At 72.3% G+C, this 25,808-nt stretch carries 20 protein-coding genes and 1 pseudogene; 9 read left to right on the top strand and 12 right to left on the bottom strand.

Annotation, left to right across the window (positions count from 1 at the left end; genetic code table 11):
• Positions 1-23: 23 nt before the first annotated feature.
• The 3 genes from ABZ937_RS40850 to ABZ937_RS40840 are packed head-to-tail and all read right to left on the bottom strand — an operon-like array spanning position 24 to position 3,644.
• Positions 24-629, bottom strand: coding sequence for a histidine phosphatase family protein (locus ABZ937_RS40850; RefSeq protein ID WP_361700217.1), 606 nt, complete (start codon positions 627-629; stop codon positions 24-26).
• On the bottom strand, positions 626-2,128 hold the full coding sequence (locus tag ABZ937_RS40845; protein WP_361700214.1) for an FGGY family carbohydrate kinase: 1,503 nt from the start codon (positions 2,126-2,128) through the stop codon (positions 626-628). Before ABZ937_RS40845 ends, ABZ937_RS40850 begins: the two co-directional genes overlap by 4 nt.
• Positions 2,121-3,644 (bottom strand): FGGY-family carbohydrate kinase, encoded by a 1,524-nt coding sequence (locus ABZ937_RS40840; RefSeq protein ID WP_361700211.1) that lies wholly within the window; start codon positions 3,642-3,644, stop codon positions 2,121-2,123. The genes ABZ937_RS40845 and ABZ937_RS40840 overlap by 8 nt, the downstream gene beginning before the upstream one ends.
• A gap of 353 nt (positions 3,645-3,997) precedes the next feature.
• Between ABZ937_RS40840 and ABZ937_RS40835 the strand changes: the two genes are divergently transcribed.
• Positions 3,998-4,819 (top strand): DeoR/GlpR family DNA-binding transcription regulator, encoded by an 822-nt coding sequence (locus ABZ937_RS40835; protein WP_361700209.1) that lies wholly within the window; start codon positions 3,998-4,000, stop codon positions 4,817-4,819.
• A 169-nt stretch (positions 4,820-4,988) separates the two neighbouring features.
• Positions 4,989-5,876 carry a hypothetical protein gene (locus tag ABZ937_RS40830; RefSeq protein WP_361700207.1) on the top strand — a complete coding sequence of 296 codons (888 nt, stop codon included), beginning with the start codon at positions 4,989-4,991 and terminating at the stop codon, positions 5,874-5,876.
• A gap of 90 nt (positions 5,877-5,966) precedes the next feature.
• Here the strand turns inward: ABZ937_RS40830 and ABZ937_RS40825 are convergent, their stop codons facing one another.
• The 4 genes from ABZ937_RS40825 to ABZ937_RS40810 form a co-directional block, all read right to left on the bottom strand.
• Positions 5,967-7,547 (bottom strand): alpha/beta hydrolase, encoded by a 1,581-nt coding sequence (locus ABZ937_RS40825; protein WP_361700204.1) that lies wholly within the window; start codon positions 7,545-7,547, stop codon positions 5,967-5,969.
• Between the two features lie 209 nt (positions 7,548-7,756).
• Positions 7,757-11,032, bottom strand: coding sequence for a hypothetical protein (locus ABZ937_RS40820; protein WP_361700202.1), 3,276 nt, complete (start codon positions 11,030-11,032; stop codon positions 7,757-7,759).
• Entirely contained in the window at positions 11,029-11,442 is a 414-nt protein-coding gene (locus ABZ937_RS40815; protein ID WP_361700199.1) for a hypothetical protein, read from the bottom strand. The genes ABZ937_RS40820 and ABZ937_RS40815 overlap by 4 nt, the downstream gene beginning before the upstream one ends.
• 97 nt (positions 11,443-11,539) lie before the next feature.
• On the bottom strand, positions 11,540-11,818 hold the full coding sequence (locus ABZ937_RS40810; RefSeq protein WP_361700196.1) for a hypothetical protein: 279 nt from the start codon (positions 11,816-11,818) through the stop codon (positions 11,540-11,542).
• A gap of 772 nt (positions 11,819-12,590) precedes the next feature.
• On the opposite strand from ABZ937_RS40810, the gene ABZ937_RS40805 reads away from it, so the two are divergent.
• Positions 12,591-13,376, top strand: coding sequence for a pentapeptide repeat-containing protein (locus tag ABZ937_RS40805; RefSeq protein ID WP_361700239.1), 786 nt, complete (start codon positions 12,591-12,593; stop codon positions 13,374-13,376).
• Here the strand turns inward: ABZ937_RS40805 and ABZ937_RS40800 are convergent.
• A pseudogene (locus tag ABZ937_RS40800) lies at positions 13,354-14,007 on the bottom strand (4'-phosphopantetheinyl transferase superfamily protein). The gene ABZ937_RS40805 and the pseudogene ABZ937_RS40800 sit on opposite strands and share 23 nt — an antisense overlap.
• Positions 14,008-14,113: 106 nt before the next feature.
• Positions 14,114-14,962 carry an alpha/beta hydrolase gene (locus ABZ937_RS40795; protein ID WP_361700194.1) on the bottom strand — a complete coding sequence of 283 codons (849 nt, stop codon included), beginning with the start codon at positions 14,960-14,962 and terminating at the stop codon, positions 14,114-14,116.
• A 130-nt stretch (positions 14,963-15,092) separates the two neighbouring features.
• Between ABZ937_RS40795 and ABZ937_RS40790 the strand changes: the two genes are divergently transcribed.
• Positions 15,093-16,109 (top strand): polyprenyl synthetase family protein, encoded by a 1,017-nt coding sequence (locus tag ABZ937_RS40790; RefSeq protein ID WP_361700191.1) that lies wholly within the window; start codon positions 15,093-15,095, stop codon positions 16,107-16,109.
• Here ABZ937_RS40790 and ABZ937_RS40785 read toward each other — a convergent pair.
• Positions 16,072-16,863 carry an SDR family NAD(P)-dependent oxidoreductase gene (locus tag ABZ937_RS40785; protein WP_361700236.1) on the bottom strand — a complete coding sequence of 264 codons (792 nt, stop codon included), beginning with the start codon at positions 16,861-16,863 and terminating at the stop codon, positions 16,072-16,074. The genes ABZ937_RS40790 and ABZ937_RS40785 overlap by 38 nt on opposite strands.
• An 83-nt stretch (positions 16,864-16,946) precedes the next feature.
• Here ABZ937_RS40785 and ABZ937_RS40780 point away from each other — a divergent pair, with 83 nt between their 5' ends.
• The gene (locus ABZ937_RS40780) at positions 16,947-17,522 is read left to right on the top strand and encodes a TetR family transcriptional regulator (RefSeq protein WP_361700189.1); all 576 of its coding nucleotides are present in this window, start codon (positions 16,947-16,949) and stop codon (positions 17,520-17,522) included.
• Positions 17,523-17,537: 15 nt separating this feature from the next.
• On the opposite strand, the gene ABZ937_RS40775 is transcribed toward ABZ937_RS40780, so the two are convergent.
• Positions 17,538-18,482, bottom strand: a complete 945-nt coding sequence (locus tag ABZ937_RS40775) for a DMT family transporter (protein WP_361700186.1) — start codon at positions 18,480-18,482, stop codon at positions 17,538-17,540.
• A 312-nt stretch (positions 18,483-18,794) separates the two neighbouring features.
• On the opposite strand from ABZ937_RS40775, the gene ABZ937_RS40770 reads away from it, so the two are divergent.
• From ABZ937_RS40770 to ABZ937_RS40760, 3 genes are all read left to right on the top strand, one after another.
• Positions 18,795-21,167, top strand: a complete 2,373-nt coding sequence (locus tag ABZ937_RS40770) for a SpoIIE family protein phosphatase (protein ID WP_361700183.1) — start codon at positions 18,795-18,797, stop codon at positions 21,165-21,167.
• Positions 21,168-21,325: 158 nt separating this feature from the next.
• Positions 21,326-21,634, top strand: coding sequence for a helix-turn-helix domain-containing protein (locus ABZ937_RS40765; protein ID WP_361700180.1), 309 nt, complete (start codon positions 21,326-21,328; stop codon positions 21,632-21,634).
• A gap of 145 nt (positions 21,635-21,779) precedes the next feature.
• Positions 21,780-22,853, top strand: coding sequence for an acyl-CoA desaturase (locus ABZ937_RS40760; protein WP_361700177.1), 1,074 nt, complete (start codon positions 21,780-21,782; stop codon positions 22,851-22,853).
• A gap of 25 nt (positions 22,854-22,878) precedes the next feature.
• On the opposite strand, the gene msrA is transcribed toward ABZ937_RS40760, so the two are convergent.
• Positions 22,879-23,400 carry a peptide-methionine (S)-S-oxide reductase MsrA gene (msrA, locus tag ABZ937_RS40755; RefSeq protein WP_361700174.1) on the bottom strand — a complete coding sequence of 174 codons (522 nt, stop codon included), beginning with the start codon at positions 23,398-23,400 and terminating at the stop codon, positions 22,879-22,881.
• Positions 23,401-23,613: 213 nt separating this feature from the next.
• Here msrA and ABZ937_RS40750 point away from each other — a divergent pair, with 213 nt between their 5' ends.
• Entirely contained in the window at positions 23,614-25,671 is a 2,058-nt protein-coding gene (locus ABZ937_RS40750; RefSeq protein ID WP_361700233.1) for a discoidin domain-containing protein, read from the top strand.
• The last annotated feature ends 137 nt before the right edge of the window (positions 25,672-25,808 follow it).

Genomic DNA, 25,808 nt, shown 5'->3' with positions numbered 1-25,808 from the left:
TGGTTCTCCCGAAGAGCGAAGGATCAGCGAACGGGTGCGTTGAGGCGGAGCAGGGACGCCTGGCCGCCGCGCAGCCGCAGTTCGGTCAGCGCGCCGTTGTGCAGTGCGGGGAAGACCTGGCGGTAGCGCGCGAGGGGAATGCCGAGCAGTCTGCACAGCACCAGGCGCAGCAGGGTGGAGTGGGCCACGACGAGGACGCGCCCGGCGGGGAGCTTGTCCGCGGCCTCCTCCAGGCAGTCGACCGCGCGGTCCGCCGCCGCCGCGGGGTCCTCCCCGCCGGGCAGGTGGTGGGCGACCGGGTCGGCGAGGAAGGCGGCGAGGGCCTCGGGGAACGCCTCGGCCATCTCGGCGCGGGTGAGACCGTCGCCGCGGCCGAAGTCCAGCTCGTACAGGCGCTCGTCGACCCAGGGGGCGAGGCCGAGCGCGGTCGCCGCGGGCTCGGCGGTCAGCCGGGCGCGGGACAGCGGTGAGCAGAGCACGGCGTCCAGGCGCTGCCCGGCGGCCCAGGCTCCCAGCTCGGCTGCCTGCCGGTGGCCCAGCTCGGTGAGCGGCACGTCGGTGCGGCCCGCGTAGCGGTTCTCCGCGTGCCAGACGGTCTCCCCATGGCGTACGAGGACGAAGTCGGTCACTGTCCGGCCTTTCCGCGCGCGTGGCCGGCCACGGCAGGTGCCAGCAGGCCGCGGTGGACCAGCGCGTCGACGAATGCGAGGTAGACGGGGAGCAGACGGGCGGTGCGGGCGGGGTCGGGACGGAGTTCCTCGCGCAGGTGCACCATGGCTCCCGCGGCCTCCTCCAGCGTGGCACCCGAGGCGGTGGCGGCGAGCACCGCCATGCCGACGGCGCTCTCGGCCTGCTCCGGCAGCCGGACGGGGCGGCCGAGCACGTCGGCGCGCAGCTGCGACCAGTAGCGGTTGCGGGCGCCGCCGCCGGTGAACGTGAGCGGACCGTCGACGGGAGCGCCGAGGTGGTCGAGGTAGTCGAAGCAGAGCCGTTCGAGCAGCGCCACGCCCAGCAGGCAGGCGTGGAACTCCTCCGCGTCGCCCGAGGGCTCGCCGAGGACGAAGGACTCGGCGTCGGGGGCACGGAACGGGAAGCGCTCGCCGCCCGAGCCCACCAGCGGGTAGACGACAGCGGTGGAGCCGGTCGCGGCGGCCCGTTCGGTCAGCGCGTCGAGGTCGGCGGGGCGGGCGCCGGGGAACCGCTGGGCGAGGATGCCGGCGCCGCTGCTGGAGGCGCCGCCGGGCAGCCAGGTGCCGCCGGGGCCGCGGTGGCAGTAGACCACGCCGCCGGGATCGCGGACGAGGTGCGGACTCGCCCCCTTGAACACCAGGGTGGTACCCAGTACGGAGTTCCAGGCGCCGGGCGTGAGCGCCCCGGCTCCGATCTGCGCCGCGCAGCCGTCGGTCATGCCCGCGGTGATGAGGGTGCCGGCGGGGATACCGGTCGCGCCGGCGGCAGCGGCGCAGACCGTGCCGAGGACCGTCCCGGGTCGTACGACGTCGGGGAGCAGTGCGCCCGGGACGCCGAGCGCGTCGAGTTCGGCCGTGGGCCACCGCTCGGCGATCAGGTCGTAGCCGGTCTTCAGGGCGTGGCTGGTATCGCTCGCGACCTGGTGTCCGGCCAGCCGCCAGGTGATCAGATCGGCCTGGTGGAGCAGGCGGGTGCCCGCCGGCGGGCTCCCGGGCAGGTCGTCCAGCAGCCAGAGCAGTTTGGGCAGCGCCCAGGACGGCTGCATGGCGCGGTAGCCGAGCCTCTCCCACACCTGGGCGCCGTGCGTGTTGACGCGCTCGGCGTGGGCGTCGGCCCGGCGGTCGTCGTACATCAGCCCGGGGGTGAGGGGGACGCCCGCGGCGTCGGTCAGCAGCACGGTCCCGGAGGTGGCGTCCACGGCCAGGGCCCGTACCCGGGACGGGTCGATGCCGGTCAGGGCCTCACGGCAGGCGGCGGCGAGCGCGGACCACCACTGCTCGGGGTCCTGCTCGTGGCGTACGCCGGCACGGCGGCCGGTCAGCGGGCGGGAGGCGGCCCGCAGCAGCCGGCCGGTGCCGTCCACGGCGACCGCGCGGGCGCTCTGGGTGCCGAGGTCGAGTCCGATGTGGACCGCCTCGGGTGACAGCGCGTCAGGCATGCGGGGCCTTGGGGGTACGGGCGGGGGAGACAGCGGGCGCGGGTGCCCAGCCGAGGGAGCGGGCGGCGTCGCGCCAGGTGACGCAGCTGTCGTGGAGCCCGTCGTAGAACGCGGCGCGTTCGGCGTCCGGTTCCCAGGTCGAGCGCATACGGACGTACTTGGCGGCGGCGCTGTGCATGCTGCTCTCGGCCCCGGCGAGGACGAGCCCGGTCAGGAACGCGCCCTTGGCGCCCAGCTCCGTGTCGGCGGCGCGGGCCGTCGGCACGCCGGTGACGTCCGCGATGAGCCCGCACCAGGCGTCGCTGGCGGATCCGCCGCCGCACAGGCGCAGTTCGTGGACGTCGGTCCCGGCCGCGGTCAGGCAGTCGCGGACGACGAGGGACAGGCCCTCGAAGACGGCGCGGGCGACATGGGCGGGGGTGTGGTCGAGGGACAGGCCCCAGAAGGCGCCGCGGGCGTGCGGATCGAGGAACGGGGCGCGCTCGCCGGCGGGTGAGAGGTACGGCAGGAAGGCCAGTCCGCCCGCGCCCGGCTCGCTGCCGAAGGCGAGCCTGCCGAGGTGCGCGGGGCTTTCGACGGACAGGGTGCGGCAGGCCCAGTCGAGGACCTCGGTGCCGGAGAGGGTGGGGAAGGCGCGCAGGATGCGTTCGCGACCGCGGTAGGCGATGTTGATGCCGCACGGCTCTCCCCCGGTGTCCGGCGCCCGGGTGACGATCTCGGCGCACAGCGTGGTGCCGAGGATGGCGCAGGCCTGTCCGGGGCTGACGGCTCCGGCGCCGCGGGCGGTGGCGGCGATGTCGTAGGGGGCCATGACGACGGGCAGCCCGGCGGGCAGGCCGAGTTCGGCGGCGGTGTGGTGGGTGATCTCGGCGATGCGCTCGTGCTCGCCGAGGATCCGGGGCAGCAGCGGTTCGGCCCACCGCATGCCGAAGAGGTCGAGGATCACCGGGTCGTAGCCGCCGGTGGTGTGGTCGAGGAAGGGCGCCGAGGCGTCGGACTCGTCGACGGCGGTGACGCCGGTGAACTTCAGGAACAGCCAGCCGGCCGCCGTCAGCGCGGTGCGGGAGCGCCGGAGCCGTTGCGGGTCGTGCTCGGCGAGCCAGCTGAGCACCGCGTTCGGCATGCCGCTGCAGGTGAGCGAGCCGTTGCGGCGGAACGCCCGCTCCAGGACGCCGTCGGCCTGCCAGCGGGTGAGCAGGTCGCCGGCGCGCCCGTCGGACCACAGGATCGCGGGGCCGGTGGGGCGGCCGTCGCCGTCCACGAGCCAGCAGCCGTCGCCCTGTGCCGTGAAGCTCACCAGCCACACCGGGTCCTTGACGGGGCCGAGCTGGGACAGGACACCGCGCACGGTGCAGACGACCCCGTTCCACACGGCGTCCATGTCCTGCTCCGCCCATCCGGGACGGGGCCGCAGCACTTCGGTGCCGATACGGGAGACCCCCAACTCCTCGCCCTGATCGTCGAACACCACGGATTTGATGACCGAGGTTCCGACATCGATGGTGAGAACCGACATGACCGCAATACCTGCCCCTCCACAAAGGCCGCGCACACGCACCGGACCCCTCGAATCGAACGGCCCGGCCGCATGCGGCTCGCGGAAATCAGGGGAACGCGTGTCCGCGGGGGCCGTCAATCAGCCTCGCGACTTATCCCGCGGCCGGACCCGCACGTCGTGTTAAGTCCTCCGCCGGACCGGCCGGGACCACGAGCGCCCTCGCACACCTGCGCCGCTCGCACGGGTCCGGGCCAGGTCAGGGCCCGCCTCCGCGGTGTTACGTTCGTGTGGGATTCTCATGAGCCTCTTCTCACCCGTTCCCGTCCGGTGCGGCAGGGAACCGCGCGGAGCCTGAAAGGGGAGCGACTGCCATGGCCGGTGTGGACGCCCGGACGGACGCCCAGGAGGAGCGTCGGAACCGGCTGCGCGAACTCGTCACGGGCAGGGGGTTCGTCCGGACCGCCGACCTCGCGACCGAGTTCGGCGTGAGCGTCATGACCGTCCACCGCGACCTGGACGCCCTCCAGGCGCAGGGGTGGCTGCGCAAGGTGCGCGGCGGGGCGAGCTGTCTGCCCTCGACGCAGTTCCACGGCAGCACCAGCGAACGCCTGACGACGATGGTGCGGACGAAACAGCTGCTGGCGCGCGCCGCCGCCGAGGAACTCGCCTCCGGACAGGTGGTGATGATCGACGACTCGACGACCTGCCTGAACCTGGTCCGGCATCTGCCGGACCACACGCCCATCACGGCGATCAGCAACTCACTGCCGGCCATCTCGGCGCTGGCCCGCGAACCCGGCGTGGCCCTGATCGCCCTGGGCGGCACCTACTTCCCGGCCTACGACGCCTTCATGGGCGCGCACACGGCACAGAGCGTGGAAGCGTTCCGGGCGGACGTGCTGTTCATGTCCACCACCGCGGTGACCGGCGGCCGCTGCTATCACATGTCACCCGAGACGGTGCAGGTCAAGCGGGCGATGATGGCAGCCGCCTCGCGCCGGGTACTGATCATCGACCACACCAAGTTCGCCCATCAGGGACTGTACGCGCTCGCTCCGCTCACCGACTTCGACCTGGTGCTCGTCGACGACGCGGCCCCGGCGGCAGAGATACGGCGGCTGCGCGACAACGGCGTCCACGTCCGCACCGTGACCGGAGCACCCGGGGCGCCCCGGCCGCACGGCGCCATGTGAACCTCACACATCGGTCCCGCGCCGAACGGCACTCCGGTCTCCCCTTTTCCGCAAGAAGGTGGCCGCGGCACAGGTATTCCGCGGGCCTTTCCTGGGGAAAGCGGGGCGACCGAGTGCATCTGTGCCGACCCCAGGTGTGGGAGACGCCCCAGGCCGTGGAAGGCCGCACATGATGGGTGCAGAGGCGTTCTGCGAGGAGGAGTACGGCATGGCCGGGTCGGGCGTGGGCGGTACCGAGGACGTGGCGGGCGGGAAGGCACGGTTCGACGACATCTACGACCGGCCGGACCCCCGCGCGTACTTCGGCCGGCTGGCCCCGCTGGAGTACGAGATCCCGCACCACGCCCAGCCGGTCTTCCGGCAGGTCGCCGCCGAACGGGCCGCCCTGGACGACGGCCGCTCCGACCGGCCGGCGGTGCTGGACCTGTGCTGCTCCTACGGGATCAACGCGGCGCTGCTCAACCATGACGTGACGCTGGCGGAGATGTACGAGCGGTACACCTCCCCCGCCTGCCTGACGATGTCGACGGCGGAACTGGCGGCACGGGACGAGGTGTTCTACGCCGAGCGGCGCCGGCCGGACGCGGTGCCGGTGTTCGGCCTGGACGTCTCGGCACCGGCCGTGCACTACGCGCTGGACGTGGGGCTCCTGGACGCCGCCTTCACCGACGACCTGGAACGGCGCTCCCCCGGTCCCGCGCTGAGCCGCGCGCTCGCCGAGGTCGGCCTGATCACGCTGACCGGCGGCGGCAGCTACATCACCGCCCGCACGTTCACGGCACTGCTGGACGGTGCCCGCAGACCGGTATGGGTCAGCGCCTTCGTGCTGCGAACGGTGTCGTACCAGCCGATCGTCCGGACACTGGCCGCGCACGGACTGCGCACCACCCTCGATGCCTCCCGCACCTATCCCCAGCGGCTCTTCACCGACGAGCGGGAGCGACAGTTCGCGATCGAGGCGGTACGGGCGCTCGGCGGTGACCCTGCCGGGCATGAGGAGGACGGCCGTTTCCACAGCGTGCGCTATGAGTCCCGCCCCGATGCGGGCGGCGAGTGAACCCCGCTGCGCCGACGCCGGTGCGCGTGCCGTCCTCGGCGGGAAGTGCTGGCTGAGGACGGCACGCGTTCCAGGGATCGGAAGGGCACGTCAGAAGCGGGGCGCTCCCGGCGTGGGCCGTGGCGTCGGGACGAGGGGCCGGGCCACGCCGGAGCCCTGGCTGCCGGACGGCTTGCAGGTGACGTCCTGCGCCGGGAGCTTTCCGTTGCTCAGGTAGGCGTTGACGGTGCGGTCGGCGCAGGCGCGCGGGTCTCCGGAGTAGACGCCGTGGCCCTCGCCGCCCTTGACGTACACCATGCGCGAGCCCTTCAGGGCCCGGTGCATGCCGAGACCGCTGGCCAGGGGCGTCTGCGAGTCCCACTGGTTCTGGACGGTGAGCAGCCCGACCTTGTTGTCCACCGCGGTGACGGGCTCGGCCGGCTGGTCCCAGAACGCGCAGGGCATGACGTTGGAGCCGAAGTCGCCGTAGAGCGGGTACTTGGCCTTGTCCCGGATCGCGTCACGCCGGTACTGCTCGGGGTCACGCGGCCACGCCGCGGTGTCGCCGCAGACCACGGCCCAGAAGGAGGCGGAGCCGTTGTCGGCGGGCGGCTGCGCGGCCCAGGCCGGGGACCGGCGCGGTCCCTGGTGGTCGTCCGGTGTGGCGGAACGGTGCGGGGTCGCATGGCCGCCGGCGGCCTTCTTGAGGTCGACGACCGCCTCGGCCGCGTCCTTGGGGCTGAAGAACGCCGCGCGCAGCATGGCACGGATGTCGTCACCGGTGAGCTTCTGGCCACCGTCGTCGATGGGAGTGCGGTCGGCCCGGGCGATCAGGTCCCAGAAGGTCTTCTTCACCTTGGCCGGGGTGTCGCCGAGCTTGTAGGTGCGGTGGCGCTGCGCGGTCCACTTCGTCCAGCGGGTGAACGCCGGCTCGGAGCCCTCCGCCCAGATCTGGATCATGCCGCGCCAGACGCGTGCGGGGTCGACCGCGCTGTCCAGTACGAAGCGGTCGGTCCGCTCGGGGAACATCTGCGCGTAGACGGCGCCCAGGTAGGTGCCGTAGGAGTAGCCCAGGTAGGAGATCTTCTTCTCGCCCAGCACGGCGCGGACGACGTCCATGTCGCGGGCGGTGTTGCGGGTGGTGATGTACCGAAGCCGGTCGCCGTTCGCGGCACGGCACTTGTCGGCGACGGTCCGGGCCCACTTGACGTTCTTGCCGAACGTCTCCGCCCGGTAGGGGTGTTCCATGTTCTGCTCGGTGTCCGTGAGACCGCACGTGACCGGGCTGCTGCGACCGACACCCCGCGGGTCGAACCCGATGAGGTCGTACCGCTCACGGACGTTCTTGGGCAGCACGTCCTTCATCATGAGCGGCATGTCCAGGCCCTCGCCGCCCGGACCACCGGGGTTGAAGAGGAGCGCGCCGTGCCGCTTGCCCGGGACGCTGGTCTTGATGCGGGAGACGGCCAGCTTGACGGTCTTGGAGTCGGGGCGGCCGTAGTCGAGCGGGACCTTGATCGTCGCGCACTGGAACGCGGCGGGCTCCGACGCGTCGCATCTGTGCCACGCGGGTCTCTGGTTCTCGAACCTCTTCAGCGGTTCCGCCGCGGATGCCTGCGCCGGGGCGAGAAGGGGGACGAGCGTTGCCGTGACCCCCACGGCGAGCAAGGGCGCCAAGCGTCCTCTGCGCACGATGGCCGTTCCTTTCTGTCGACTACCAGGACGGAACGACGATTTCGTGTCGGCGTGCGCGGGCGAATCCATCCGGAGGGCGGACTTGCTACGCCTCCGGGAGTACACAGAAAGGGACTTGCGGAGGAGAACCCGAACGGGCTGATTTCCGTCCGGACCTACGGATCTCGCCGGCCGCTCACCGCACGCGGTGAGCCATCCGGGGCAGATCAGTCGGCTTCGCGCAGGCGCACCAGGCCGGCCTCCGCCTCGCGGCACAGCACGCCCGCGTCGAGGAGTTCGCGCAGGAGCGGGCTCCAGGCTCCGCCGCCCGCTGTCTGGGCGATCGCTCCCACCGCGGCGCACTGACCGCCGCACCGCCACGAGCGCGCCAGGCGGGCCAGCTCGTCCGGGGTGGTGATGCCGTGGTTCACCGCGCGGACCAGGAGTTTGACGCCCAGGGACGCGGCCGGGCCGCGGGCGGGGAGCGCGCCGGACGCGGCGGCCACGCCGTACACCCCGAACGCCGCCCGGGCCTCGCCGACGCGTCGCTCCTCGGGGGCCTTCAGGGCCGATTCGAAGCAGGTCCTGGTGAGTGCCACCCATGCCTTGGCGGGCTCGCCCCGGCAGTCGCCGTTCTCCGCGGCCTCGCGCAGCAGCTTCTGGAGCGCCCCGAGGTGCGGCTGCGCCGTCTCGGGGTAGCCGCGGAGCCAGCTGTCGAGCGCGGTGTAGAGCGTCTGTCGTTCACCCGGTGTCGCGTCGGCGCCGGTGCAGGTCAGGAGGGCGGGCGCGATCAGGCCCGCGGCGGGGTCCGGTGCGCGCAGCAAGGTGTCGAGCAGGCTGACCGTCGCGCGGCGGGTGCCGGACCAGCGGGAGGACAGGAGCCTGCGCCACTGGTCGGCGGTGAGCAGCGCGCCCTGCTGCGAGGCGGCGCGGAGTACCCCGGTCGCCTGCCGGGCGGTGGCGTCGTGCGCCTCGTCGGCGGCGACCCGTACCAGCTCGTCCAGGGGCAGGTCGCGCACGGTCCCGCGGTCGGGCGAGTCACCCGGGCCGCGCTCCGCAGCGGCGCGCCGACGGCGTGACGGTGGGGTGTTCCGGGCCAGCCACCGGTCCAGCTCGGCTCGTTCGTCCGGTGAGGAGAGGGCGGGCAGGACACGCCGGCCGAGTCCGTAGAGCACGGCGGCCGCGTCCCCGCCGTCCGTGGGGGCGGCGAGGTCCATGCGGATGAGCCGGGTGTACGTGTCCGAGGCGACGGCCGGGTCGGCGCAGAGGTCGCCCACCACCGTGGCCGCGCGCAGGCGGGCTCTGGCGGAGCCGGCCGTCGGGCCGAGGTACGGCCACAGCCGGTCGCGCAGCCGCGGATCGCCGGTGACGATCCGTACGGCCGTGTGCTGCGCGAGTCGGTCGTCGGGGCAGCTCTCGTGGTCGGTGAGCAGCGTGTCGAGTACGGCCTCGGGGGCGGAGCCCGTGGCGAGCAGGGCGCCGGAGACGAACTCCGCGCCCGCCTCTCGGGGGACGTGGACCGTCGGCGGCAGCTCCCAGAGGAAGCGCAGGAACGCCTCCGTGTGCGCGGCGGGCGTGCCGGGCGCGAGGAGCAGCCTGATGTACGCCTCGCGGGTCTTGCGTCCGGCCTGCGCGAAGTCGTCCTCGACCGCGCGGACGGTGCCGTCGGAGACCGGCAGTCCGACCGCCAGTGCCGGTTCCAGCATCAGCTGGAGCACCTCGTCGGGCTGCCGGACGACGGTGTCCCCGAGAGGTGGCCAGTCGGCCCGCCGGTCGTGGACGGCGCGGAGGCCCGGCGCGAGGTCGATGGTGTCCTCGTCGCGGTCACGGCGGACGGCCAGCAGTCCGAACAGGCCGCCCGCCTCGGCGGTCCGGGGGTGCGGCAGTTCGCGCAACCCCCGCAGGGCGGCCTCGCGCGCGGCGGTGAGGCCGTGTCCGGCGACGGTTTCCAGGGCTTCCCACAGGGAGTGCAGCCGCTGGTCGATCCGGCTCGTGGCCTCGGTGGCCAAATCGGTGATGTAGCTTGCGTTGCCGCAGTTCGCCACGGCGAACGCGGTGTTGCGGAAGACGCCGAAGTCACCGAGGGGCAGCAGGGGAAAGACGTCGTCCAGCTGGTGGAGGGTGTCCTCCATGCCGACCAGGTGGCGCAGCACGGGCAGCGCGAAGCCGCGCTCCGTGGGGCGGTCCCGCAGCTCCTCGTAGAACTCCCGCCGTTCGACGTCGAGTTCCACCAGCCACTGGGCCACGGCGTACTCGGCGAGGGTCTGATGGCGGAACTCCACGACCCGGCCGCGCTCGACGGTGTTCAGGAAGCCGTCGTCGCACAGCTCCCGCAGCGCCGCCCGGATCCGGCCGGCTCCGCTGCCGGACGCGCTTCCGGTCAGCTTGGCCGCGGGAACCCGGTCGTGGAAGCGCGCGCGGGGCCGGGAGGCGCCCCAGAGGAAGGCCGCCATGCGCCGGCAGAGCGTCTCCTTGTCCTCGATCCGCTGGTCCGAGGCGTCGCCGGAGCCGGTCAGCCGGGTCCGGGAGACCTTCTCCTCCCAGTACCTGGCGTACAGGCCGCTGGTCGTCAGGTCCTGCGGGACGTGCCCTCCGGTCTCGCCGAAGACCTCGCACACCATGGCGAGGAGCAGCGGGCTGCTGAGCAGCCGGCGCAGCCGGACGTGGGCGCCGCCGGCGGACAGCGTGACGAGACGCTCGCCGAACTCCTCCTCGCCGACGGCCGGGCGGATGCCGCGGGCGGCGAGGAACTGCCGGGTGAAGTCGACGATCTCGTCCTCGTCCAGGGCGGGTACGTCCTTGTGGACCGCCATGCGCCGATTCGCCTGCACGGCCGGGATCAGACCGTTCGCGTGGTCCTCGTAGTCACGCGGACGGCAGGTGAGCACCACGGTGACGCCGATGTCGACCAGCTCGGCGAGGTACGAGACGAGTGGCTTGCTCCAGCGGGGCGACAGCAGCAGGTCGAGAGTGTCCAGGAGGAGTACGGGCCGCTCGCCCGCGTACTGCTGGATCGCGGCGGTGAGCAGGCCCGACCCGGCCGCCGTACCGAAGGCGTGGTCGAGGACGGCGGTGGGGGACGCGGATTGGAGCGGGTCGCCGGGACGGGGCGCGGGCAGGGCCGGCCGGTGGTCGGGGAGGCCGACCTGGTCGCAGCGGACGAGGACGGCGGGAAGCCGGTGCCCGTGCGGGTCCTCGCCGGTGTCCGCGCCGGTGCCGTGATCGGTGCCGTCGCTGTCGCACAGCAGCTGGAACAGGTGGCCGAGCAGGACGGTCTTGCCGGATCCCGCTTCCGCGACGACCGACAGCAGGCCGCCCTGACCGGAGGCACGCATGTCCTGGATGATCGGCAGCAGCGTGTCGGTCGCGTACGAGCGCGCCAGCAGCGGCACCCGCTGCGGGGCGAACTGCCTTTGCAGGGCGAGCTGTTCGGACCGGAACCGGCGTTCGGGCGCACCCCAGTCCAGGTCACCGGCGGGGCGGTTGCCGGGGGGCGTGGTCACGCGGCGGACACCTCGGTGGACTCGGCGATCCGCGCCGTCTCCTCGACGGCATGCGCGAGCGCCTGCGCGCTGGGCAGCGGGGTGCTCAGCAGCGCGGCGCACAACGGGAGTTCAGCGTGCAGGCCGGCCAGCGAAGCCTGTACCTCGGTGCGGTAGGCGCTTTCCCAGCGCAGCTGGTTCAGTCCCGGCGCGTACGCCTCGGTCGCGGCCTGGCGCAGTACGGCGCGCAGCTGGTCGAGCTGGGTGCGCTTCTGCAGGTCGGCGACCTGGCGGTTGGCGTGCTCGGCGGCGCGGTTCGCCTCTTCGGCGACGAGGATGGCCCGGTCCGCCCGCTGGACCGCCTGCCGGGCCGAGCGCGCCTGGGACCAGGCGAACACCGCGGCGACGACCGCTACCACCAGACTGCCCACAGCGACCAACTGTTCGCCCTCCACCGCGCGTGCGCCCCTTCCCCGTAGAGATCACCGCACCTCACCGTGCGCGCCCGACAGGCCGCAGGTTACCCGGTCAGGCGCCGGGCAGCCGGAGCAGTTCGTCGCGCAGTGAGCGGACGGTGCCGCTGTTGTTGCCGAACTGGTTGATGGCGGGGGCGCCGCGGAGGGCGGGAGCGTAGCCGTGCTTCAGGAAGTTGGCGAACGAGCCGCTGGCGCTGAGGTCGACGAAGAAGTGGCGGTCGGGCGTGCTGAACTCCGACGCCATCAGTTCGTCGAACCGGACGGGGCGGCGGATCACGTCCCAGAGGTACTCGTCCCAGTTCCGCTGTGTCCCCAGGCGGCCGGCGAGCATCGCGGAGTGGACCGGCAGTCGCGGGGTCGTGGGGGTGACGTCCCTGGTCAGGGAGAGACAGTCCGCTGGGCCAGAGCCGGCAGGGCCTGCCGATCGGCGTCCAGCTCGTCGCAGCCCACGGGCGAGAGGATCTGCTGCTCCAGGTGGCCGCCCAACTGGAACAGGCGGTGCCGTGGAAGGACCGGCAGCCGTCGGTCTACGTCGACTGAGAGGGACGGGACGTCGGAAGGCCGGTGGAGCGCACCTCACCAGCCACCGCTGACACTCCACAATCCCCCGACCGCCACTCGGTCGGGCACCATGAGCCGTCTGCGAGAATGGAAGCCGTTCTCGGAGCCCCGCGGTCTGCGGTGCTCGTCGCCCAGCAGGAGCACGCACGGTGTCGCCACAGCACGGAGCCCCCTCTTCCTCCGGGGGGCGCAAGCGCCCCTCCGCGGGCGAGGTCCGCAAGCAGTCCTCCTCCGCCGGGGGACGCCAGCGGTCTTCCGCCGCCGGCGGGCAGGGCCGCCCGTCCCAGCCGGGCGAGCGCAAGCGTCCGTCCGGGGGCCAGAACCGGGAGCGGGGCACGTCGGGCCAGAGCCGAGACCGCGCCACCTCTGACCAGGGCCGCGATCGCGCCGCCACCGGCCAGGACCGCAGGCCACCCCGGGACGACCGCAAGGCGCCCCGGACCGGCAAGCCCTCCCAGAGCCGCAAGGCGCCCCAGACCCGCAAGCCGTCCCACGACCGCACGGCGCCCCAGGCCCGCCAGGCATCCCAGGACCGCAAGGACCTGCAGGCCGACTGCTCCAGCTGCTTCGGCCTGTGCTGCGTGGCCCTGCCCTTCATCCGCTCTGCGGACTTCGCCGTCAACAAGCCGGCCGGCCAGCCGTGCTCGAACCTCCAGCAGGACTTCCGCTGCGGCATCCACGCGCAGCTGCGCGACAAGGGCTACCCGGGCTGCACGGTGTTCGACTGCTTCGGCGCCGGTCAGAAGGTGTCCCAGATCACCTTCGGCGGCACCGACTGGCGTCAGGCGCCGAAGACGGCGCGCTCCATGTTCGAGGTCTTCCCCGTCATGCGGCAGCTGCACGAGCTGCTCTGGTACGTCACCGAGGCCCTCGACCTGGCGCCGGCCCGCCCCGTCCACAAGGAGCTGCGGAAGGCGCTGGCCCACATCGACGGCCTGACCCGCGGCAGCGCCGAGTCGATCACCCAGCTCGACGTGAACGCGCTGCGCGGCGAGGTCAACACGCTGCTGCTGCGGGCCAGCGAGCTGGCTCGGGCGCAGGTCCCGGGCCGTAAGAAGAACCACCGCGGAGCCGATCTGATGGGCGCGAAGCTGTCCGGCGCCGACCTCAGGGGGGCGAGCCTCCGCGGCGCCCTCCTCGTCGCGGCCGACCTCAGTGGGGCCGATCTGCGCGACGCCGACCTGATCGGGGCCGACCTGCGCGACACCGACCTGCGCGGCGCGGACCTCACCGACGCGCTGTTCCTCACCCAGGCGCAGCTGAACGCGGCCAAGGGCGACGCGACCACCGTGTTGCCCGCGACGCTCAGCCGGCCCGCTCACTGGTAGACGCGGGGATCGCCACGGCGGTCACGACCAGCCCGTGCCGGACGCGCCACCGTCCGTCGAGGCGGTCCAGGCGCACCCCGCCGACCACCGGGCCGGGCACCTTCAGGACCGCGGTGAACGTGCCGCGCTCCGGGTCGGGCGTGATCGCGCACTGGTCGAAGTCCAGCCAGCGCCCGGTCAGCGGGAACCACGCCTTGTAGACGCTCTCCTCGCGCTGAACAGCAGACGGTCCCAGTGCACGCCGGGGTGGGCGGCGCCGAGCCGGTCGAGTACGGGCCGCTCCTCGGGCAGCGTGATCAGCTCGCGGACACCCTCGGGGACGGGTTCGTTGGGTTCACCGTCCACACCGAGGGCCGCGACGGACGCTTCCGACGATGCCCTCGGGCCAGCGCGGTGTCCGGTGAGCCCATCCCGGCCCGCTCCCGCTGGGCGCGAGCGGCCGGGGCGCCACACCGAGCCGCGCCAGCGCCCTGCGCGCACACAGCCGTACCGTGCCGAACTCCCGCCGCCGCTTCTCCACCGCCCCGGCGACGGCCTCGGCCTCGGCCTCCTGAGAAAACAGCTCGACCCCGTCGACGGAACCGAAAACCTCGGCCACGACGACACCCTCGGGCAACAGCCCATCCAGCAACTCGCCCGGCACCATACCGTCGCCCACATCGCCTCCCGCCACCTGCCCAGCGGGACATCTCGGAGTGTGCTCCCTGAGCAGTACCGATGGGAACCATGGGCACCCGTCAGTCGGCCCGCCCGGACCCCTCCCACACTTCGGGCACCTGGCCGCCGCTCGTGTGCATCCGGGTCGCCAGCACCCGCAGTGCCGCGGCGAAGGGTGCCGGGTTCCGGAGGAACTCCAGGTGGATGCCGGGGAACTCGGCCCACGGCGCGCCGATCCGGCGGGCGATCTCGGCCGAGGGCCGGGCGTAGTACGTGCCGCGGTCCTCCGCGCCCGCCGCCAGCACGATGGGGAAGGGCGCTGCCTTCAGCGCGGCCTCGTCCGGCTCGAAGGACGCGAAGGCCGGCCATTCGGTCCCGAAGAGATGTTCCTGATTGCCGAGGAACCGCCGCCACAGATCGTCGGGCCAGCGATACGTCCCCTCACCGCGCACCGTCTCCGCGAACCGGCGGCCCGCCGCGGGGCCGCCGCCCTCGGCGTAGCGCGCGGCCAGCTCCGGGAAGAAGCCGCGCGCCGGGTCGTCGGCGGGCAGGACGTTCACGGCGGGCGGCTCGTGGGCGATCAGGCCCGAGAGCACGTCGGGATGGGCGGCGGCCAGCGTGAGGCCGATGATCGCGCCTCCGCTGTTGCCGAAGACGAGCGCCCGGCCGCCGGCGGGCCCCTCGATCAGCGCGCGGGCGTCGGCAGCCTGTCGGGAGAGTTCCATGGGTCCGCCGGTCCGCCCGGTGCTGCGGGAGTTGCCTCGCCGGTCGTAGCTGATCACCGTGAACGCGTCGGCCAGTTCGCCGGCGACGGCCGAGTAGTACCCGGCGTCTCCGCCGGCCCCGCTGATGAGCAGCAGAGCCGGTCCGCTGCCGCGCGTCTCGTAGTACAGCTCGGCCCCGTCGACCTCGAACATGCCTGTGCGCATCCCTGTGCTCCGTTCTCGGCCGAGCGCGCCACCGGGCGAATCGGCCGTGGCGGGAATTCGGTCTGGTTCCTCACTGTAGGGGGTGATCGAATCGGTGCCTGACCGCACCCGGTGGTGGCGAGGGACGTGTGTGACGGCGGTGACGTACGAGGAACTGCATCGGCGGATGGCCGGGGCGATCGCGGCGGAGCGGGACGCCACGCTCGACCTGCTGGGTCCGTCCGCACCGGCGGTCCGCGCGGCCGTCGCCGAACTCCTGGACCACCGTGCCTTCGCATACCCGCTGTCGGTCCTGCCGCTGATCGTCCACGGTGTCGAGACCGGAGCCCTCGAACCGGCGCTCCCCCTGGCCGTCGTCCATGAGCTGTGGTGGACGTCGGCCTGCTGCCTGGACGATCTCGCCGACTCCCGGGGCGCGTACCGGGCCGGCGACCTCGACGAGAGCACGGCGCTGCTCGCCACCGTCATCGCGGGAACTCCCCTTTCCCTTCTCGCCGTTCAGTCCGAACGCGTTCCGGAGCCGGTCCGCGCCACGCTCTCGGCCGAGCTGCTGCGCTGCTCGGTCCGGGCGGCAGAGGGGCAGCTGAGGGACCTTCAGGGGCGGGCGGCAGACGCCTCGTGCGCGTCGGTGGTCACGGCGTACCTGGGCAAGTCCGGCGCCCCCTTCGGCATGATCACCACGATGGCCGCCGAACTGGCGGGCGCTCAGCGGCCGCGCGTGGAACGGTGGCGCGAGTTCGGCGATGTCTTCGGGGTGCTGTGGCAGCTCTTCAACGACCAGGAGGACATCCTGTCCGGCCGCGACGAGGATCTGCGGAACGGCACCGTGACCTACCTGCTCGCCTGCGCCCTGGAGGAGGCGGCTCCCGACGCCACGGAGCGGCTCCTGACCCTGCACACCGCCGCGAAGCACTCCGCACGCGCCCGCGCCGACCTCACCGAGCTGCTGCTCGCGCCCGCCGTACTGGGCCGCTACGGGAAGGACATCACCGAGTTCCGCGACCGCGCCCACCGCATCGTCGACGAACTCGGCGGCCACGAACGGTACCTGCTCGTCCTGCGCGACCTCGTCAGCCGGTCGTCCCGCCTGCTGCTCAAGCCCCGTAGGGTCAGCGGCTCGTCCGCTGGGCTGCCACGATCGCGCTGATGGTCTTCTCCGCGCCCGCGCGTCGCTGCACCCGTTCGGCGAACCCCGGGAACTGGGACGCGATCTTGGTGAGGAATCGCAGTTCGAGCGGGGCTACGTTGATCTCGGCGACGTCGCGCTCGATCGCCCGCGTGACGCCCTTGACGACCTGCTGCGGTGCGACCGTACGGACGCCGCCGGGCGTGGCCGATCCAGTGTCGGCGAACATGCCGAGGTCGCGTACGAAGCCGGGCTGGACGATGGAGACGCCGACGCCGGTGCCGTGCAGATCCTGGCGCAGCGCCAGGGAGAGGCCGCGGAGCCCGAACTTCGTCGCGTTGTACAGGGACGACGACTTGGTGGCGGCCATGCCCGACAGTGATCCGACGAAGCAGATGTGGCCGCGTCCGCGGGCCAGCATGTCGGGAGCGAGCAGCCGCGCGAGCATCGCGGGCGCGCGCAGGTTCACCGCGAGGGCCCGGTCGATCTGCGCCGGTGTGTAGTCGAGCAGGTCGCCGCTGGAGGGCAGGGCCGCGTTGGCGATGAGGATGTCCGTGCCGGCGGCTTCCTCCGCGAGGCGCCGGACGTCATCGTCGTCGGCGAGATCGGCGAGGATCGTGCGCGCGCCGTAGCGGTCGGCGAGGGGTTCCAGCGCCTCGCGCCGCCGGCCGCTGAGGACGAGACGCGCGCCGCGTGCCGACAGCTCCGCGGCGATCGCGCCGCCGATGCCGCCCGTGACTCCGGTGAGCAGAACAGTTGCCCCTGCGATGTGCACGATCATCCTCCGATACTGTTCGTTCGAACGAACAGTAGAGGCCGCCGGGGCTCCTGTCAGCCCCCTGATGGAACAATGCACGCATGCCGAACGCCGCCCCCGCCGCCTCGACGCGCCAGCGCATCATCACCGCCGTCCTGCAGATCATCGGCGCGGACGGGGTCGCCGCGGTCACCAACCGGCGGATCGCCCGGGAAGCGGGAGTGTCGCTCGGCTCGGTGACGTACCACTTCGAGACGCAGCACGATCTGTTGCGCGAGAGCCTGTTGCACTTCGTGCACGAGGAGGCCCGGCACTTCACCGAGCTGGCCGACCAGTGCCAGACCGACGGCATCGGCGTGGAGGACGCCGCGTCGCTGGCCGGCCAGGTCGCGTGCGGCACGGCGCTGGACAGTGCCCATCTCGCCCCGTTCGAGCTGTACCTCCACGCCGGGCGCGACGAGCGGCTGCGGGAGGCGGCGGCGGAGGCGTTCCGGGCCTACGACCGGCTCGCCACCCGGATCCTCACCGCGCTGGGCGTCCCGGACGCCGAACGCCTGGCGGCCACCACGGTCGCCGTGGTGATGGGCCTGCAACTCCGGCGCCTGGCCACCGGAAGTCCCGCGGAGGAGCTGGTCGACGCGCTTCTGCTCCTCACACGAGGCGCGGCCACCGCGTGAGGAGGGCGGCGGCGGTCATGGGCGTGGGCCCCTGCCCTTCCCGGGTTTGCGGGCGGTCGTGCAGTAGGCGCTGACGAGGATCAGTGCGCATCCGCCGAGTTGCAGCGGGGTGGGGCGTTCGCCGAGGACCACGGCACCCAGCGCCACCGCACCCACCGGCGTGAGCAGGAGCAGGATCGCGCCGACGTGACTGGCCAACTTCGGTGAGGCGGTGGCCACCAGCAGCCAGCCCACGACCTGACTGCAGACCGCCACCGCCAGCAGCCAGCCCAGGACGCGCCGGCCGGGTGTGACGTCGAACCCGTACCACGCCAGGCCGGCGAGCATCGACACCACCGCGGCCGACGCGATGACCACCGTGTACAGCTGCCGCACCTGCCCGTCCTGACCGCCGCGACGCAGCAGGTACAGGAAGACGGAGTAGCACACTGCCGCCAGTACGGCGTGGACGGTGCCCCAGCGCGGGTCGGTACCGGTCGCCGCACCCTGTTCCAGGATGCCGCCGGTCAGGACGACGCCGAGGAGCAGCAGCGGCAACCAGCCCAGGAAGCGCGCGGGCACGGGTTCCCGGTCGATCGCCCAGGCGATCAAGGGCACCAGTACGACCTGCACATTCACCAGTACCGTCGACAGCCCGGCTCCCACCTCCCCGATCGCCTGCGTCCACAACAGCATGTCCCCCGCGAACAGCACCCCCGCCACGAGCGCGAGCCCGTACCGCCGACGAGGTGGCGCACCCTCACGCCGACGCTCCGCTCCCGCGAGTGTCACCAGGGCGGGCAGCGCCAGGACGCATCGGTAGAAGGAGGCCGTTCCCGGCGTGGTGTGCGCCAGGTCGAGCAGGACGGCCGAGGCCGACACGCACAGCGCACCGATCGCCATAGTCCAGGCCGACCCTCGACCGGCTTTCGTCAGCCGGTGGCGCAGGTGCGACGGCAACTGGGCTGTCGGCAGCTCCACGTCCTCCTTCCGCTCCTCGTCAGCGCCCCCCTACCGCCGGATGCGGGACCGCCGTGTCCAGGTGACGGCCCGTGCGCGGCCGGGTATCCCTCGCCCGGTGGCCGAAACGCCCCGGGCGGCCGACCCAGGGCCTGCGGGTTCGCTCACGTCGTGGCCGGGGGCGCCGCCATGGCAGCCCACACCGACTTCCGGGAACGCGACGACGAGATGGGTCACGGGATGCACCAGGTGAGTGCGCCGGGCCGCCACGCGTGCGGTTGTCGTCCGTCGTGTGGCACGGGATGCTGAGGGAGCACGAAGGGAAGCGGTGTCATGGATCGTTTTCCGAAGGCGGCCAATGTCGATTTCCACAGTCCCTTGGACCTCTCCAAGGCCGCCGCGGCGGTGCTGGACGACGAAGGCCGCATTTCCGGATGGGGATCCTCGGCGCAGCGCCTCCTCGGACACGCACCCGAGGATGTGCTGGGCCAGTCGGCCGCCCGGCTGCTGGCAGCGAACCCGGGGCAGCGGCTGTCCGCCCTCTGCAGGGCGCACAGGCCGCGCAGCACGGTCCTGGACCTCTGCTGCCGGGACGGACGGACCCTGCGCACGGCCGTGACGTTCAGCCCGCTCGCGCACCGGGGCGCCGCCGCGACCATCGTGGTCGCGGCCGACCTGGAGACGCTGCGCAGCTGGGAGGCACAGCTGGCGCTGCTGCAGGGAATGGCCACCGAGTCCCAGGTGGGCCTGACGATCTTCGACACCGGCATGCGTGTCGTCTGGGCGAACGTCGCCACCGATCTGGAGCTCGCGGGGATCGCCCAGTACATCGGCCGGCCGGCCGCGGATCTCTTCCCCGAAGGCGAATTCATCTCCCGTCACCACCCTCCGGACGAAGACCAGATCATGGAGCACGTGCTGACGACGGGGGAACCGATCATGGGCATGCACTATCGCGGGCGCGCCCCCGCCGACCCGGTGCGCGAACACGTCTGGTCCTGCTCGTACCACCGGCTGGTGGACGCCCGGGGCGAACCGCTGGGGCTGTACGAGGAGTCCCTGGACATCACCGACCGCTACCGCGCCCAGGAACGCCTGTCGCTGCTGGTGCGGGCGGGCAAGCGCCTCGGTGCGTCGCTGGACGTGCGTCGTACGGCCGCGGAGCTCGCCGACGTGGCGGTGCCGCAGCTGGCCGACGAGGTGCTGGTGGACCTGCCGCCGGCGGTCATCGAGGGACGGCAGCCGCCGACGGGCTCGGCGCCGGGGCACAGTCTGCTGCGGATGCACGGCCGTACCCCGGAGGAGTTCCGGACCAGTCCCGTCTCGTACCCGCCCTCGTCACCGCAGGCGCTGAGCCTGTCCACCAGCCGCCCCGTCGTCGACGCCGCCCCGTCCGAGGCGCCCGGCGAGGCGGGACCGGCCGCCTCGCACTCCAGTCTCTTCGTGCCGCTGCTCACCCGCGACGCGGTCCTGGGTCTCGCCACCTTCCGGCGCAGCAGCAACCCGGACCCCTTCGGCCCGGAGGAGCAGACGCTGGCCGTGGAACTGGCCGAGCGGGCCGCCGTCGGCATCGACAACGCCCGCCGTTACACCAGCCAGCACGCGGCGGCCCTGGTACTGCAGCGAAGCCTGCTGCCCCAGCACCTGCCGGAGCTGAGCGCGGTCGACGTGGCGTACCGCTACCTGCCCGCCGACAGCCGTGTGGGCGTGGGCGGCGACTGGTTCGACGTGATCCCGCTGTCCGGTGCCCGGGTGGGCCTGACCGTCGGCGACGTGGTGGGCCATGGCGTGCACGCGGCCGCGACCATGGGGCGGCTGCGCGCCACCGTACGGACTCTGGCCCTGCTGGACCTGGATCCGGCGGAGCTGCTCACCCGGCTGGACGACCTGGTCGCGCAGTACTCGGAATCCGAGGCGGACGACGGGCTGCGCGACGAGGCGCTCGGGGTGACCTGCCTGTACGCGATCTACGACCCGGTGAGCGGCCGGTGCGTCTGGGCGAGCGCGGGCCATCCCCCGCCGATCGTGGCCGACGCGAACGGCTCGGTGGCCCTGTCCGCGCTGGCGCCGGGGCCGCCCCTGGGGCTGGGCGGCCTGCCCTACGAGAACGTCGAACTGAGCATGTCCAGCGGCAGCCTGGTGGCGCTGTTCACCGACGGCGTCGTGGAGGACCGGCGCACCGACATCGACAGCGGTATCGACCGCCTGGCCCATGTGCTCACCTGGCAGCGATGCCCGGTGGAGGAGCTGTGCGACCGGGCGCTGTCGTCCCTGCCCCCCGGGCCGCAGGCGGACGACGCCACGCTGCTGCTGGTCCGCACCCGGCGGCTGGGCGCCGACCGTGTGGTGGACCTGGAGTTGCCGCCCGACCCGGCCATGGTGGCGGAGGCCCGCACGCTCACCGAGCGCCAGCTGACGGCCTGGGGCATGCCGGAACTGTCGTTCACCGCCGCACTCGTGGTCAGCGAGCTGGTCACCAACGGCATGCGGTACGCCACCGGGCCCGTCCTGCTGAGGCTGATCAGGGACCGCTGCCTGCTGTGCGAGGTCTCCGACAACGCGCACACCGCGCCCCACCTGCGGCGGGCACGCCGGGACGACGAGGGAGGCCGCGGCCTGTTCCTCGTCGCCCAGATGTCCCAGCGCTGGGGCACCCGGTACACCGCGTCCGGGAAGACCATCTGGGCCGAGCTGGCCAGCCCCTAGGAGCGCCTTGCCGCGGAGGCGGGGGCGGCCGGCTCGCGGCGCGGCCACATCCGACGCCTGCGGAGAAGTCTTCCGGAGCGACGGCATCCCCTCCGCCGACCGCTTCGACGCCTGGCGCGGACGGCTGGGCAGGGAGGTCTCCCCGCTCAGGGGCGGCGATGAGCCGGGGGACGGGACGATTACCGGGCCGGGAAGGAGTCGGGGCCCTCCGTCAGCTATCTGCACCGGGTCTTCCAGGGGAGAGCCTCACCGTCTCGTCCTGGATCCGCGAGCAGCGGCCGGCCCACGCCCGCCGTGATCTGGCCGACCCCGCGTTGCGCGGCACGCCCATCCACATGATCGCCTCGCGCTGGGGTTTCCCCCGGGCCGCCGACTTCAGCCGGGCGTTCCGTAACGCCTGTGGCATACCGCCGAAGGACTACCGGGACCGCTCCTCACCCCGGCTGCCACCGTCTTCCGGCGGGTGACCGGCCGTCCGCCCCGCCTTCGGAGGCGGACGGCGGAGAACCGCCACGGGGGAAAACCCCCGCACGCTTGGTGGGGGCCGGCCTCGTGCGCATACGGTGGCTGGCAGGCTTCTTCGGGTCGTACGCCGTCTCCAGAATTCTCGGCATGACGATCTCTCCGGATGTCTCCGTCACCACCCGCCGCTCCGCCGTAGACGAGGGTACGCCGCGCCCCGGCGCGGGCAGCGACTTCGCCAGACTGTCCCAGCGGATCGCCGAGGCCGGCCTGCTGAAGCGGCGTCCCGGCTACTACACGGTACGGCTCGGTCTCGTGGTCGGGTCGTTCGCCGCCGGCTGGGGAGCCTTCTTCGCCCTCGGCGACACCTGGTGGCAACTGGCCGTGGCCGCCTTTCTGGCCCTGGTGTTCGGTCAGGTCGCGCTGGTGGCGCACGATCTGGCGCACCGGCAGGTGTTCCGGCGGCGCCGGCACAGCGAGATCGGCGGACGGCTGTTCGGCAATCTCGGTATCGGCATGAGCTACGGCTGGTGGATGAACAAGCACACCCGCCACCACGCGCATCCCAACCATGAGGAACTCGACCCGGACGTCGCCCCGGACATCCTGGTGTGGTCCACCGAACAGGCCCGCGCCAGCCGGGGCCTGGCCCGGCTCCTCGGTGGCCACCAGGCACTGCTGTTCTTCCCGTTGCTGACCCTGGAGGGCTTCAACCTGCACGTCTCGAGTGTGCGGGCGCTGCGCGCGCCGTTCATGAAGAACCGGCTGCTGGAGGGAGCTCTGCTCCTGCTGCACATCGCGGCGCTGCTCTCCGCCCTGTTCCTGGTGCTCTCACCGGGCCGGGCGGTGGCGTTCCTCGCCGTGAACCAGTGCCTCTTCGGCGTCTACCTGGGCTGCACCTTCGCTCCCAACCACAAGGGCATGCCGACGATCACCGGTGACCAGCAGCTCGACTTCCTGCGACGCCAGGTCCTGACGTCCCGCAACGTGCGCGGCGGCTGGTTCACCGACGTGATGCTGGGCGGGCTCAACTACCAGATCGAGCACCACCTGTTCCCGAGCATGCCCACGGTCCATCTGCGTCGGGCCCAGGTGATCGTGCGGCAGTACTGCGCCGAGATCGGGGTGCCGTACCACGAGACCGGGCTGATCCAGTCCTACCGTGAGGCTCTGACGCACCTGCACCGCGTGGGAGCGCCGATCAGGCAGCGGCGCAGGGCGTGAGCGGGTAATCCCCTCGGCCGGCGCTTCAGCTCGTCGGGGACGAGGTCCGGCGCGGCAGCTTCCAGTTCGGTCGCGGGAAGTGGCAGGTGTAGCCGTCCGGATAGCGTTCCAGGTAGTCCTGGTGCTCGGGCTCGGCCTCCCAGAAGTCGCCCACGGGCTCGACCTCGGTGACCACCTTGCCCGGCCACAGGCCGCTCGCCTCGACGTCCGCGATGGTGTCCACGGCGACGCGGTGCTGCTCCTCGTCGGTGTAGTAGATGGCGGACCGGTAGCTGCGCCCGATGTCGTTGCCCTGGCGGTCCCGCGTGGTCGGGTCGTGGATCTGGAAGAAGAACTCCAGGATGTCGCGGTAGCTCGTGGTCATGGGATCGAAGAGGATCTCGATGGCCTCGGCGTGGTCACCGTGGTTGCGGTACGTCGCGTTGGGCGTGTCACCGCCGCTGTACCCGACGCGGGTGGACACCACGCCCGGCTGCTTGCGGATCAGGTCCTGCATGCCCCAGAAGCAGCCGCCCGCCAGCACGGCTCGCTCGGTCTCCGATGTCATCGGTCACTCCCTCACGTTCGAGCCGCTGTCCGGCGCGGTCGTCTACGTACGGTTCTCACGTTCCTCCAGCTTATTACTACCTCTGGGTAACCCTCGCGCGGGTCGGCGAGAGCCCGAGTATTGACTCGGCAGGCGGCACTGGCGATCCTCATGGCGCACAGTTTGCGCAGACATGACAAATAGGTGCCGAGCCGAGGGACGTGGGCCGTGGCCATGACCAGCCACCCGTACCGCAGACGCAAAGACGTCACGATCGTGTCGCTGCTCCTCCTCGTCCTGGCCGTCGTCCTCGGGCCCACCCCGAGTTCGGCGGCCGGAGACGACTGGTGGATCCCGACCGCACGCCCGACGCCGGACTCCCGGATCGATGTCACCGGCGAGCCGTTCACCGGCACGAACGCCAAGGGCGAGGTGCGCGGGTTCGTCGACGCCCACGACCACCTGTTCGCGAACGAGGCCTTCGGCGGGCGCCTCATCTGCGGCAAGACGTTCTCCGAGGCCGGCATCGCCGACGCGCTCAAGGACTGCCCCGAGCACTACCCCGACGGCTCGCTGGCCGTCTTCGACTTCATCACCAAGGGCGGTGACGGCAAGCACGACCCGGTCGGCTGGCCCACGTTCAAGGACTGGCCCGCGCACGACTCGCTGACCCACCAGCAGAACTACTACGCGTGGGTGGAACGGGCCTGGCGCGGCGGCCAGCGGGTGCTCGTCAACGACCTCGTCACCAACGGTGTGATCTGCTCGGTGTACTTCTTCAAGGACCGCGGCTGCGACGAGATGACGTCGATCCGGCTGCAGGCGAAGATGACGTACGACCTGCAGGCCTACGTCGACAGGATGTACGGCGGCCCGGGCCGGGGCTGGTTCCGGGTCGTCACCGACAGCGCCCAGGCGCGTGAGGTCGTCAAGCAGGGCAAGCTGGCGGTCATCCTGGGCGTGGAGACCTCCGAGCCCTTCGGCTGCAAGCAGATCCTGGACATCGCGCAGTGCGACAAGCACGACATCGACGCGGGCCTGGACGAGCTGTACGCGCTGGGGGTGCGCAGCATGTTCCTGTGCCACAAGTTCGACAACGCGCTGTGCGGCGTCCGCTTCGACTCGGGCAGCCTCGGAACGGCCATCAACGTCGGGCAGTTCCTGTCGACCGGCACCTTCTGGAAGACGGAGAAGTGCGCGGGCCCGCAGCACGACAACCCCATCGGCTCGGCCGCGGCGCCCGGCGCCGAGGCGAAGCTCCCGGCGGGCGTGAGTGTCCCCGCGTACTCCTCGGACGCGCAGTGCAACGTCCGCGGGCTCACCGACCTCGGTGAGTACGCCGTGCGCGGCATGATGAAACGCAAGATGATGCTGGAGATCGACCACATGAGCGTCAAGGCCGTCGGCCGCGCGCTCGACATCTTCGAGGCCGGCTCCTACCCCGGCGTGATCTCCTCGCACAGCTGGATGGACCTGAACTGGACCGACCGGGTCTACGGTCTCGGCGGCTTCATCGCCCAGTACATGCACGGCTCCGAGGGATTCGTGGCCGAGGCGAACCGCACCAAGGCGCTGCGGGACAAGTACGGCGTCGGCTACGGCTACGGCACGGACATGAACGGTGTCGGCGGCTGGCCGGGACCCCGCGGCGCGGACGCGCCGAACAAGGTCACGTACCCCTTCCGCAGCGTCGACGGGGGCTCCCTCATCGACCGGCAGACCACCGGTGAGCGCACCTGGGACCTGAACACCGACGGCGCCGCGCACTACGGCCTCGTCCCGGACTGGATCGAGGACATCCGGCTCGTCGGCGGCCAGGGCGTGGTGAACGACCTGTTCCGGGGCGCCGAGTCCTACCTTGACACCTGGGGAGCGACCGAGCGGCATCAGGCCGACGTCAACCTCGCCCAAGGAGCCTCCGCCACGGCCAGTTCGGCCGAGTGGAACCCGTTCACCAGCTATGCGCCGAGCCGCGCCGTGGACGGCGACCGGAGCACCCGCTGGGCCAGCGACTGGAGCGACGGCCAGTGGCTGCGGATCGACCTGGGCTCGACCCACCGGGTCGGACGGGTCACGCTCGACTGGGAGCGCGCGTACGGCAAGTCGTACGGCATCCAGTTGTCGACGGACGGCACGAACTGGCAGACGGTCTGGTCGACGACCACGGGCGACGGCGGCCTCGACACCGCCCGGTTCACCGGCACACCGGCGCGCTACGTCCGCGTCACGGGCACCGAGCGCGGCACCGGTTGGGGCTACTCCCTGCACGAGGTGGACGTCCACAGCAGCTGACGACGAGGCCCGGCGGTGCCGCCGTACGCCGAAGTCGCCGATGACGCCCTCCAGCAGCTCGGCGGCCTCCTGGGACTTGCCCCGCCGGTGCAGGACGTCGGCGAGTTCGACGGCGGCCTGGCTGCGGTACAGCGCGG

The sequence above is a fragment of the Streptomyces sp. NPDC046727 genome (assembly GCF_040645635.1).
Taxonomy (GTDB): Bacteria; Actinomycetota; Actinomycetes; order Streptomycetales; family Streptomycetaceae; genus Streptomyces.
Note: the sequence above shows the minus strand (reverse complement) of the source record. Positions and strands in the feature narration are given on the sequence as shown.